The organism is Martinezella sp. CNPSo 3795 (assembly GCF_057784475.1).
In genome coordinates this window covers 1-11,559 of record NZ_JBXSOQ010000021.1, presented here as the reverse complement: position 1 = coordinate 11,559, position 11,559 = coordinate 1, and the positions used below count along the sequence as shown (strand labels likewise).

The window sequence follows — 11,559 nt, the reverse complement described above, 5'->3', positions numbered from 1 at the left end:
CGCGACATCTCCCCCACAAGGGGGGAGATCGTTGGGAGTTTGACGCTCGTTACCGCAAAATAGCAAACCGCGATTTCAACGGGTTCGATCTTTGCTTGAGGTGAAAAGGCGCTGCAGGTTACCAATCTCCCCCCTTTGTGGGGGAGATGTCGCGAAAGCGACAGAGGGGGGTGCGCACCCTCCAGGAACACACCACTGACTGAAGGTAAGAACAGCCTAAACCAATGAAATTGCTTTGTCGCCCGCCGGGGGCGAGATAGGCTCTGTGCTTGCCGCTTCGTTCCTATCTTCATAGACGTCGTGGAAGTTCATAATCATTATCCGGGCCAGAGGTTTTATATCAGCGTGACATCTCATTTCTTGCTCGGCATCGATACGGGTGGAACCTACACCGATGCCGTTCTCTTCCATGAAACCGATGGTGTAATCGCCAAGGCGAAATCGTTGACCACGCGGCATGATCTGGCCGTCGGCATTGCCGGCGCCGTCGATGCCGTCATCGCCAAGGCCGGCATTCCCGTTTCGGCCATCGGCCTCGTATCCCTGTCGACGACGCTCGCCACCAATGCGCTGGTCGAAGGGCAGGGCGGACGAGCCGGGCTGGTCATGATCGGTTTCGGCCCCGAGGATCTCAAGCGTGATGGCCTTGCGGAAGCGCTGGGCTCCGATCCCGTGCTCTTCCTCCCCGGCGGCCACAATGTTCATGGCAATGAAAACCCGCTCGATTTGACGGCTCTGCGCGACGCGTTGCCGGAACTGGCGAAATCGGTCTCCTCCTTCGCCGTTGCCGGCTATTTCGCGGTCAGGAATCCGGCTCATGAAATCAGGGTGCGCGACTGCATCCGCGAGCTCTCGCATCTGCCCGTCACCTGCAGCCATGAGCTTTCTTCAAAGCTTGGCGGCCCGCGCCGCGCCCTGACGACGCTGCTGAATGCCCGCCTCGTGTCAATGATCGACCGTCTTGTCGGCGCCTGCGAAGGATTTCTGACGACGCGCGGCATCTCTGCGCCGATGATGGTGGTGCGCGGCGATGGCGCCCTCATTTCCGCCGATGAAGCCAAGCTGCGGCCGATCGAGACCATTCTGTCCGGTCCCGCGGCAAGTCTTGTCGGCGCGCGTTATCTCACCGGCCTCGACAATGCCGTCGTTTCCGATATCGGCGGCACCACCACCGACGTCGCCGTCATGGAAGATGGCCGGCCGCGGCTGGATGCCGATGGTGCCGTGGTCGGAGGCTATCGCACCATGGTTGAGGCCGTCGCCATGCGCACCTATGGACTCGGCGGCGATTCCGAAGTGAAGATCAACGATCGCGGCCTTATCGCTGCTTTCGAACTCGGCCCGCGCCGCCTGCTGCCGCTGAGCCTTGCCGCTCATACGCATGGTGCCGTCGTGCTTGAGGTCTTGGAGCAGCAGCTGCGGGCGACGCATCTCGCCCGTAACGCCGGCCGTTTCGCGCTCCGCACCGGCGTACCCGATCATCTTGCAAGCGGCCTCACCGGACCCGAGCAGGCGCTGTTCGATCGCATCGGCAGCGTGCCTGTGGCACTCGATAAGCTTCTGGCGATGACGTCGCAGAAGGCGACGCTGGATCGGCTTGTCGCGCGCGGTCTTGTGCATTTGAGCGGCCTGACGCCTTCCGACGCCATGCATGTGCTTGGGAGGCAGGGGCAATGGAACGCTGAAGCGGCCCGCCTCGGGCTGGCCTTGGCGATGCGGCTGAAGGATGGCTCTGGCCGTCCGATCGCCGAATCCGTCGAGGAGCTGGCGCAGAAGATCGTCGATCGCCTCACCCGCCAGTCGGTCGACGTCATTCTTGCCGCCTGCTTGGCCGAAGATGGCGTAGCCGATCTCGATCCCGCAAAATCCATCTCCATCGATCGCGCGCTTCGCCGCGCGCCGGGGATCGCCCGCTTCGCCATTTCGCTCGATCGGCCGCTGGTCGGCCTCGGTGCTTCCGCTCCGGTCTATTACCCCGCCATTGCCGAGATGCTGGCGACCGAGAGTGCCATTCCCGGCGATTCGGATGTGGCGAATGCCGTCGGTGCTGTCGTCGGCCAGGTCCGCACCAGCGTCACGGTCTTCGTCACCATGCCGGAGGATGGCATTTATGTGCTGAATGGTGCCGGTGAGAGCCTGCGCTTTACCGACGAGAGCCACAGTTTCTCCGATGCCCGCGCGCGGGCGATCGAAGCTGCAACGGCGCAGGCAAGGCTGAATGGCGCGGTCGACCTCGTCGTGACAGTGGATGAGCAGGTGGATGCGCCCGAGGTGGAAGGCAGTCGCAAGCTGATCGAGGCCCGGTTCGTGGCAACCGCCACGGGCCGTCCCCGAATCGCCATGGATTGATTATTTCCATAAAGGCATAAATCTTTCGAACTATTGCCAAATTGACAGAAGTGAAACCGTGAGCAAAGTGGCAACATGTAAAAATTGAGCCGTAACACGGCCTTGAGGAGTATATGGCATGATCCGCATTGAAAAACACGGGCTTCAGATCGAACCGGTCCTGTACGATTTCCTCGTCAGGGAGGCGCTCCCGGGTTCGGGCGTGGATGCCGACGCCTTCTTTGCCGGTTTTTCCAAGATCGTCCACGATCTCGCGCCGAGGAACCGTGAGCTGCTCGCCAAGCGCGACCGCATGCAGGCAGCGCTTGACGATTGGTATCGCAAGAACGGCGCGCCCGTCGATCTCCCCGCCTATGAAGCTTTCCTGCGCGAGATCGGCTATATCGTGCCCGAAGGGCCAGCCTTCACGATCTCGACCGCTAATGTCGATCCGGAAATTTCAGAGATCGCCGGCCCGCAGCTCGTCGTTCCCGTCATGAATGCCCGCTATGCCCTGAACGCGGCCAATGCCCGTTGGGGATCGCTCTACGACGCCCTCTACGGCACCGATGCCATTCCGGAGACCGATGGCGCCGAAAAGGGTAAGGGCTACAATCCCAAGCGCGGCGAGAAGGTCATCGCCTGGGTTCGGGATTTTCTTGATTCCACAGTGCCCCTTGATGGCGCAAGCTGGAAGGATGTCACCGGCTTCGCTGTAAAGGATGGTGCCTTGGCGGTTACGACCGAGGGCGGCGCCGTAAAGCTCGCCGATAGCAGCCATTTCGCCGGCTATCTCGGTGATGCCGCCACTCCCACTCATATCCTGCTGAAGCAGAACGGCATCCATATCGAAATCGTCATCGACACGAACACCGCCATCGGCAAGACCGATCCCGCCGGCATTTCCGACGTCCGTCTGGAATCGGCAATCACGACGATCATGGACTGCGAGGATTCGATCGCAGCTGTTGATGCGGAGGACAAGGCCGAGGTCTATCGCAACTGGCTCGGCCTGATGAAGGGCGATCTGACCGAGGAAGTCGCCAAGGGCGGCAAGACCTTTACCCGCCGGCTCAACCCCGATGTCACCTATACGGCGCCGGATGGCGGCACGTTCGATCTGCATTGCCGCTCGCTGATGCTGGTGCGCAATGTCGGCCACCTGATGACCAATCCCGCTATTCTCGACCGTGATGGCAATGAGGTGCCGGAAGGCATCATGGATGCCGCCATTACCAGCCTGATCGCGCTCTATGACATCGGCCCCAATGGCCGCCGCAAGAATTCCCGCACCGGCTCCATGTATGTCGTCAAGCCAAAGATGCACGGGCCGGAGGAAGTCGCCTTCGCGGTCGACATCTTCTCGCGCGTCGAGGATCTGCTCGGGATGCCGCGCAATACCATCAAGATGGGCATCATGGACGAGGAGCGCCGCACGACGGTCAACCTCAAGGAAGCGATCCGCGCCGCCCGCGAGCGCGTCGTCTTCATCAATACCGGCTTCCTCGATCGCACCGGTGATGAAATCCATACTTCGATGGAAGCAGGCCCAATGATCCGCAAGGGCGACATGAAGCAGGCGGCCTGGATCGGCGCCTATGAGAACTGGAACGTCGATATCGGCCTGGAATGCGGCCTTTCCGGTCATGCCCAGATCGGCAAGGGCATGTGGGCCATGCCGGATCTGATGGCGGCCATGCTTGAGCAGAAGATCGCCCATCCCAAGGCCGGCGCCAACACCGCCTGGGTGCCATCCCCGACGGCCGCGACGCTTCACGCCACCCATTATCATCGCGTCAATGTCGCTGATGTGCAGAAGAGCCTGAAGAGCCGCGCCCGCGCCAAGCTTTCCGACATCCTGTCCGTGCCCGTCGCCTCGCGGCCGAACTGGACGCCGGAGGAAATCCAGCGGGAAATCGACAATAACAGTCAGGGCATCCTCGGCTATGTCGTGCGCTGGGTGGATCAGGGCGTCGGCTGCTCCAAGGTTCCGGACATTAACAATGTCGGCCTCATGGAAGACCGCGCTACGCTGCGCATCTCGGCGCAGCACATGGCCAACTGGCTGCATCACAAGGTCATCACCGAAGCGCAGATTCTGGAGACGATGAAGCGCATGGCGGCCGTTGTCGACCAGCAGAATGCCGGCGATCTCAATTACATCCCCATGTCAGGCAATTTCGACGGCTCCGTCGCCTTCCAGGCCGCCCTCGATCTCGTCCTCAAGGGGCGCGAGCAGCCGAATGGCTATACCGAACCGGTCCTGCATCGCCGCCGCATCGAGCTGAAGGCAAAGCAGGCGGGGTGAGCCTCACCCGCCCTCGTGGTTCGAGGCTCCGGCCCCTTCCAGGAGCCTACGCACCTCACCATGAGGGCTAACTTCGGAGCCAGGCCTCAGATTGAACTGGATTGATGCCGCGAAGCGCGCTCCATCCTCACCCTGAGGCGCGGAAGCCCTGAGCTTGTCGAAGGGCTGAAGCCTCGAAGGGCGAGGATGGCCCCGGGGCTTCTGACCAACAACAAAAAAGGCCGCCGGATACCGATCCAGCGGCCTTTTTCAATCCGAATGTCCAGTGATTACTGGATAACGATAACCTTGGTGCTGCGGCCCGGAAGAACGCGGCTGTAGAGATCGATCACGTCCTGATTGATCAGGCGGATGCAGCCCGAGGAGGCAGCAGTGCCGATCGAAGCCCATTCCGGCGTGCCGTGCAGGCGGAACAGCGTGTCCTGGCCCTTTTCGTTGTAGAGATACATGGCGCGTGCACCGAGTGGGTTGGAAAGGCCCGGGTTCATGCCGCCATCGACATACTTGGCGATTTCTGGACGGCGGACAGCCATTTCCTTCGGCGGATGCCAATTCGGCCATTCCTGCTTCCAGGCGACGTATGCAGTGCCGGACCAGGAGAAGCCCTGCTTGCCGACGCCGATGCCGTAGCGCATCGCTTCGCCATTGCCGAGGATGTAGTAGAGATGACGCTCGCGCGTGTTGACGATGATCGTGCCTTCCGCTTCATCCGTCTTATATTCGACGATCTGACGGCGGAACTGCGGCTTCACCTTCTGGATCGGGATCGCCGGCAGCTGAAAGCCATTGTCGGTCGTCACGCCGTAGTCGCCATCGAACGTCTTGATGGTTTCGGTGGCCGAATTTGCGGTAGCGGCCGGCGCTGCTGCGGCGGTGGTGGCATAGCCAGCCGATGCGAGCATTGCGACAAGGCCGAGTGCGGTCATAGCATTACGGATGCGCATGGAAGTCTCTTGAATTTTCGTGGCGGGAAATGGATGGCTGTAAACCATCTTTGTCTAAAGTTTATTTTCCATTAAACTTGGCTTTGCAAGCTGCTCTGGCCCTACAAAAATAGCGCCGGCGCGCAAATTAGAAGGACATGGTTTTTTTGCAACAACGCCAGGCCTGTCGCCGAGACAATTCATGACGATTTTGAACGTTTACAATAACAATCCGTTAATAGATGGGCGGCAGTCGGAACGGGCCATGCTTGTACGCAAAGGCGTGCAACTATTACTGCACGACATGCGTCATGCCGTGCTACCGGAGCTGCCGCTCGCCAGCGGTCGCCGCGCCGATCTCATCAGCCTTTCGGAGAAGGGCGAGATCTGGATCATCGAGATCAAGACCTCGATCGAGGATTTCCGCGTCGACCGCAAATGGCCCGAATACCGGCAGCATTGCGACCGGATGTTCTTCGCGACGCACAAGGATGTGCCGCTGGATATCTTTCCGGAGGATTGTGGGCTGTTTCTGTCGGACGGCTACGGCGCTCACATGCTGCGCGAAGCGCCGGAGCATCGCCTGCCGCCGGCGACGCGCAAGTCGGTGACGCTCAATTTCTCACGTGCCGCCGCCCAGCGCTTAATGCTGGCCGAATGGGCGACGGGTAAAGATTTTGCCTTCTCCCCTCGAGGAGAAAGCGCCCGAAGGGCAGACGAGGGGGGCGAGGAGCTTTAGCTTCCAACGCTTTTTGCAACGCGCGCTTACAGCGTCCTTCTCCCTATTTCGGCGCCCGCTTGGCAAGGATGCGCTGTAAGGTCCGGCGATGCATGTTGAGGCGCCGTGCCGTCTCGGAAACATTGCGCTCGCACATTTCATAGACACGCTGGATATGTTCCCAGCGCACGCGGTCAGCAGACATCGGATTTTCCGGCACTTCGGCCTTCTCGCCGGGGCGCTGCGTCAGCGCGGCATAGACGTCGTCGGCATCGGCAGGTTTGGCGAGATAGTCGAGCGCGCCGAGCTTGACGGCGGTGACCGCCGTCGCGATGTTGCCATAGCCCGTCAGCACCACGATATGTGTGTCGTCGCGCCGCTGACGGATGGCTTCAATCACATCGAGCCCGTTGCCGTCGCCGAGGCGAAGGTCGACCACGGCATATTTCGGCGGGGTCGCCTTGGATTTGGCAACGCCTTCCGCCACCGATTCCGCCGTCTCGACCACAAAGCCGCGTGCCTCCATTGCCCTCGCCAGCCGGCGTAGAAAGGGACCATCGTCATCGACGATCAGCAATGTAGCATCCGGGCCGATATGGGCCTCGGCATCCTTGGCCCCGACCGGCGGAGCAGCACTTTCCTTATCCGTCATGTTATCTTCTATCCCGGCGACCATCCGCCTGCGTATTCAACCGATTTTGACGATGGCAGTTTTAAGCCGCGAAAATCATTTTGTCGAATTACTGTCGATTAATACGCGCGGCCATTCGACGCGGACGCGCGCTCCCGGCGTCTCCGGATCGCGATTACCGAAGGAAAGGGTAGCACCCGAGCGCTCGAGCAGCGTCTTGGCGATGAAGAGCCCAAGCCCGAGGCCACCTGCCGTGTCATCCCGCTGGCGTGAGGTGACATAGGGTTCGCCGATCCGTGCCAGTATTTCAGGCGAGTAACCGCCGCCATCGTCCTCGATGATAATAGTCAGAGTTTCGGCGGTGTATTCCACCGTCACCGTCACAGTCTTGCGGGCATAGTCGACCGCATTTTCGATGAGGTTGCCGAGGCCATACATGATGCCGGCATTGCGTGACAGAACAGGTTCGCCCGCCCGCGGGCTCTTCTCGATGAATTCCAGATTGATCCCGAACTCGCGGTGCGGCGCGATCACCTCTTCCATCATCGACGACAGCGTCAGCCGCCGCATATGCGCTTCGTCCTCGGAGGAGAGCGTCGTCAGTCGCCTGAGAATATCGCGGCAGCGCTCGCTCTGGCTGCGCAGCAGCGCCACATCCTCCCGGAAGCGGTCATCCTCGCGCAGTTCCCGCTCCATCTCCTTGGCGACGACGCTGATCGTCGCAAGCGGCGTGCCGAGCTCGTGCGCCGCCGCCGCTGCCAGCCCGTCGAGCTGTGACAGGTGCTTTTCCCGCTGCAGCACCAGCTCCGTCGCCGAAAGAGCATCCGCAAGCTGGGAGGCTTCCATGGAGACGCGATAGGCATAAAAGGCGGCAAAGGCCATGGTGGAGGCGATAGAGCACCACACGCCGAGCTGCATGACGCTATGCACGCTGACCGAAACGCCCTCATACCAGGGCAGGGGGAAGGGAGAGAATGCCAGACCGGTAATGCAGATCATTGCAAGTACGATGAGCGGCATGCTGTAGCGGATCGGCTGCGAGGCGAAGGAGATGATGACAGGCACGCAGACGAGCGCCGAGAAGGGATTGGCAAGCCCGCCGGTGATCAGCAGCAGTCCGCAGAGCTGCAGGAGATCGAGGCTGAGCAGCGCGAAGGCTGCCGGCGGCTCCAGCCGGTGCGTGGGCGGATAGCGCAGCGTCAGGAAGAAGTTGATCCAGGCAAGGCAGGCGATCAGTACGCAGCAGGGCAGCAGCGGCATGGGAAATTTCAGCCAGAAGGCGACGATCATCACGGTCACCGTCTGACCGCCGACGGCAAGCCAGCGCAGGCGCACCAGCGTCTGCAGTCTCAGCCGCCGGCTGGTATGGTGGCCCTCCTGCGCCTTCATTTCGGCTTCGGAGAGCTTTTCCAGTCCCCGGAAGAAGCGTGCCATCGTCATGTCCCCCTTGGCTTGGCGCGTGTCGTCGGCAAGGCCTCGGCCGGATCTTCCGGCCAGGGGTGCCTGGGGTAGCGGCCGCGCATATCGGCGCGCACATCCTTCCAGGATCCGGCCCAGAAGCCCGGCAGGTCGCGCGTCGTCTGGATCGGGCGATGTGCCGGCGATGTCAATTCCAGCACCAGCGGCAATCTGCCGCCGCCGATGGCCGGATGCTGCTTCAGCCCGAACAGCTCCTGCACCCGAATGGTCAACAGTGGTTCCTCGCCATCATATTGAATGGGATGGCGCTGGCCGGTCGGGGCCTCGAAATGCGTCGGTGCCATTCGAGCGAGATCGCGCTGCAGCTCGTGCGGCACGAGAGACATCAACCCGTTGGAAAGGCTGCCCGCGGAGATATCGGAGAGGCCGCGCGCGTCGGGCTGAAACGGCATGAACCATTCCTCAAGCCGAGCAAGCAGCGCCTCGTCGCTCATATCGGGCCACGGATCGCCGATCGTCCGATGCAGGAAGCCGATCCTGTCCCGCAGCTGCGTGGCTTCCTTGGAGAACGGCAGGACACCGATCCCGAGTTCGCGTATGCCGTCGGCCAGCGCCTTTGCCGCCTGTTCACCGGAAGGCCGGGGCAGAGGCGTCTCTTCGAAGATGATGGCACCGAGCCTTGTCGCCCGCCGCGCCCGCACCTGACGACTTGCCTTGTCGAAAAAGCTCTGATCGTCCGTGCGGATTTCGCCAGGGAGATGTTCTTCGACATTGGCGCGGGAAATCTCCGCCGCAGCAAGAACGCGCGCCTGCGCCGCACGTCCGGTCAGGTCGGCGATGACAAGCATCTGGGAGCCGGCAAGCCGTTCGGTCTCCGCCAGTTCCGCGCCGCGCCCATTGGCCATGACGAAGCGTCCCCGCCCGCCACGCTGCAGGGCGATGCGGTCGGGAAAGGCATGCAGCAGCAGCGCGCCGGCAAGCGGAGGAATAGAGGAAAGGGTGCCGCCGTTGCCACCGGCCGCTTGAGCGAGACGCCCGGCAAGACGACGCGCGGCCTCGGCCCGTTCACCCTTCTCGGTCTTGAAGCGCCGCAGCCGGTCTTCCACGTCGATACTCTGCCCACCAAGCCCCTGTTCCGTCAGCAGTACGGCAAGCAGCGCCGCTTCGCGCGCCTGGCCGAAGTCACCAGCCGAAATCACCATCGCCGCCAGTCGTGGCGGCAGGGCGAGCTCGCGCATCAGCCGTCCGCGCGCCGTCAGCCCGTTTTCCGCGTCGAGCGCACCCAGCTGTCGCAGCAGGGCTCGTGCTTCGGCAAGCGTGGTCGCAGGCGGTTGGTCGACGAAGGCAAGCACTGCCGGATCCTGCACGCCCCAATGGGCGAGATCGAGCGCTAGGCCCGAAAGGTCGCTGGAAAGGATCTGCGGCGGCGTGAAGGCCGGAAGCGCCGCGGTCTGCCCCGGATGCCAGAGCCGGATGGCGATGCCCGGTTCGGTTCGTCCGGCGCGGCCGGCGCGCTGATCGGCGGAGGCGCGCGACACGCGCATCGTCTCGAGCCGCGTGATGCCAGTGGAAGCCTCGAAAACGGGCAGGCGCTGCAATCCGCTGTCGATGACGATGCGCACGCCATCGATGGTGATGGAAGTTTCGGCGATCGAGGTCGCCAGCACGATCTTGCGCGTGCCCTGCGGTGCTGGCCGAATTGCCGCATCCTGTTCCTTCTGGCTGAGATTGCCGTAGAGCGGCGCAATCATCGTCTCCGGCCGGAAGCGGCCCTCCAGCCGCTCCACCGTGCGGGTGATTTCCGCCTGCCCGGGCAGGAAGGCGAGGATGGAGCCCTGTTCGCGCGCGTGCGCATCAAGTATCGCCCGCGTCACCGTATCCTCGATCCGCTCTCCCGCTGGCCGATCCTGATGACGGATATCGATCGGGAAGCTGCGACCCATGCTTTCGATCACGGGCGGGTGGTCGAGGAGTGCAGCGACACGCTCCACATCGAGCGTTGCCGACATGACGAGAATGCGCAGATCCTCTCGCAGCGCCGATTGCACATCGAGCGCCAGCGCCAGTCCGAAATCCGCATCCAGCGAGCGCTCGTGGAATTCGTCGAAGATGACGGTGGAGACGCCTGAGAGTTCGGGATCGTCGAGGATCATCCGCGCGAACACACCTTCCGTCACCACCTCGATGCGGGTCTTGGCGGAAATGCGGTTGTCGAGCCGCATGCGGTATCCCACGGTATCGCCCACCTGTTCGCCAAGCAGCGAGGCCATGCGGGCAGCAGCGGCTCTTGCGGCCAGCCGCCGCGGCTCCAGAAGAATGATCCTGTCATCGCCGCGCCCGGCTTCGCCCAAGAGATAAAGCGGCACCAGCGTCGTCTTGCCGGCGCCGGGCGGCGCGGAGAGCACGGCACGCCGCTCTTTAGCGAGTGCTGCACCGATATCGGTAAGCACATGCGAGACCGGCAGTTCCGGCAATAAGGGCACTCTATATGTCACGCCCGCCTGCCTCGCATATATCCATGGGCAAAAACTTGCATTTGCCGGGCCGGCGCGGCCTGCGCCTGCCTTTTATCGAGAAGCACCATATCCGCTCCCTTCAATCTCTCGATGTCTATTAGGTCTTGGGTGTCCGGCTGGCAATGAGAGGCGGATCCGATGCTTGCAACAGGGCGCAAGTGGCCCTTTAGGAGCGCTTTTCTGAATGATTCCAGCAGACGGCGTAAAATGAATCCCGAAATCGCGGCCAATTGCGAAAAAATCTCCAAGATTTCGATCGCATTCACAAATCACCTTTTTAATTCAATCGCTTACAAAAATGTCAGAATTTTTACAGCGAGCCTGTTGACTATATCGGGTTGGGGGGTCTATAAGCCCGATCACTGACGAGGGCGGCGGCGCTGCTGGCGACGAAGTCTCTCGCTCTGGTGTTTCCTGGATTGGCTGCGATGCTGATTGGTGGTTCTGGGCCTGGCCTGGGATTGGCGGGAATGCTGTTTTTGACTGGGTTTTCTGGTCGGTTATTTGACAATTGAAGATGAGAAGAAAGAGAAACGTGGGCGGCGAAGCTTCGCGGGACCGGAAGAGATTTCGGTTCTGGAAAGAGACTTCGACGGTTACGTTTTGAACAAGAGAATACACTTCGTCTTTTTGGCTTCGATGCCTTTCGCCATCCTTACGGATGACGGGATGCGAAGCTGGCCATACGGCGCGCTGTGAAGCGTGTAGTTTGGTTT

General features: G+C 61.6%; 7 protein-coding genes. 3 read left to right on the top strand and 4 right to left on the bottom strand.

Annotated elements, in window-relative coordinates; translation table 11 throughout:
• The first annotated feature begins 345 nt into the window (after window positions 1–345).
• Together AC13QY_RS31050 and AC13QY_RS31045 are read left to right on the top strand one after the other, a co-directional pair.
• Complete coding sequence (locus AC13QY_RS31050; protein ID WP_488494492.1) at window positions 346–2,349, top strand: hydantoinase/oxoprolinase N-terminal domain-containing protein; 2,004 nt, start codon at window positions 346–348, stop codon at window positions 2,347–2,349.
• A 118-nt stretch (window positions 2,350–2,467) separates the two neighbouring features.
• On the top strand, window positions 2,468–4,636 hold the full coding sequence (locus tag AC13QY_RS31045; RefSeq protein WP_488494491.1) for a malate synthase G: 2,169 nt from the start codon (window positions 2,468–2,470) through the stop codon (window positions 4,634–4,636).
• Between the two features lie 269 nt (window positions 4,637–4,905).
• On the opposite strand, the gene AC13QY_RS31040 is transcribed toward AC13QY_RS31045, so the two are convergent.
• Entirely contained in the window at window positions 4,906–5,580 is a 675-nt protein-coding gene (locus AC13QY_RS31040) for a L,D-transpeptidase (protein WP_095436107.1), read from the bottom strand.
• A gap of 181 nt (window positions 5,581–5,761) precedes the next feature.
• Between AC13QY_RS31040 and AC13QY_RS31035 the strand changes: the two genes are divergently transcribed.
• Window positions 5,762–6,298, top strand: coding sequence for an MmcB family DNA repair protein (locus tag AC13QY_RS31035; protein WP_488494490.1), 537 nt, complete (start codon window positions 5,762–5,764; stop codon window positions 6,296–6,298).
• Between the two features lie 43 nt (window positions 6,299–6,341).
• Here AC13QY_RS31035 and AC13QY_RS31030 read toward each other — a convergent pair whose 3' ends face one another.
• The 3 genes from AC13QY_RS31030 to hrpB all read right to left on the bottom strand — a co-directional run bounded on the left by AC13QY_RS31030 (window position 6,342) and on the right by hrpB (window position 10,810).
• A complete protein-coding gene (locus AC13QY_RS31030) occupies window positions 6,342–6,929 on the bottom strand; it encodes an ActR/PrrA/RegA family redox response regulator transcription factor (RefSeq protein WP_113333884.1) in 588 nt (195 codons plus the stop codon).
• Window positions 6,930–7,004: 75 nt separating this feature from the next.
• Window positions 7,005–8,297 carry an ActS/PrrB/RegB family redox-sensitive histidine kinase gene (locus AC13QY_RS31025; protein WP_174718616.1) on the bottom strand — a complete coding sequence of 431 codons (1,293 nt, stop codon included), beginning with the start codon at window positions 8,295–8,297 and terminating at the stop codon, window positions 7,005–7,007.
• Between the two features lie 47 nt (window positions 8,298–8,344).
• Entirely contained in the window at window positions 8,345–10,810 is a 2,466-nt protein-coding gene (gene hrpB, locus AC13QY_RS31020) for an ATP-dependent helicase HrpB (protein ID WP_488494503.1), read from the bottom strand.
• Window positions 10,811–11,559: the final 749 nt, after the last annotated feature.

What these genes read in the sequence shown, in the direction of transcription:
- AC13QY_RS31045 (WP_488494491.1), top strand. Translation starts at nt 2,468, where the DNA reads ATGATCCGCATTGAAAAACACGGGCTTCAGATCGAACCGGTCCTGTAC.
- AC13QY_RS31040 (WP_095436107.1), bottom strand. Translation starts at nt 5,580, where the DNA reads ATGCGCATCCGTAATGCTATGACCGCACTCGGCCTTGTCGCAATGCTC.
- AC13QY_RS31035 (WP_488494490.1), top strand. Translation starts at nt 5,762, where the DNA reads ATGACGATTTTGAACGTTTACAATAACAATCCGTTAATAGATGGGCGG.
- AC13QY_RS31030 (WP_113333884.1), bottom strand. Translation starts at nt 6,929, where the DNA reads ATGACGGATAAGGAAAGTGCTGCTCCGCCGGTCGGGGCCAAGGATGCC.
- AC13QY_RS31025 (WP_174718616.1), bottom strand. Translation starts at nt 8,297, where the DNA reads ATGAAGGCGCAGGAGGGCCACCATACCAGCCGGCGGCTGAGACTGCAG.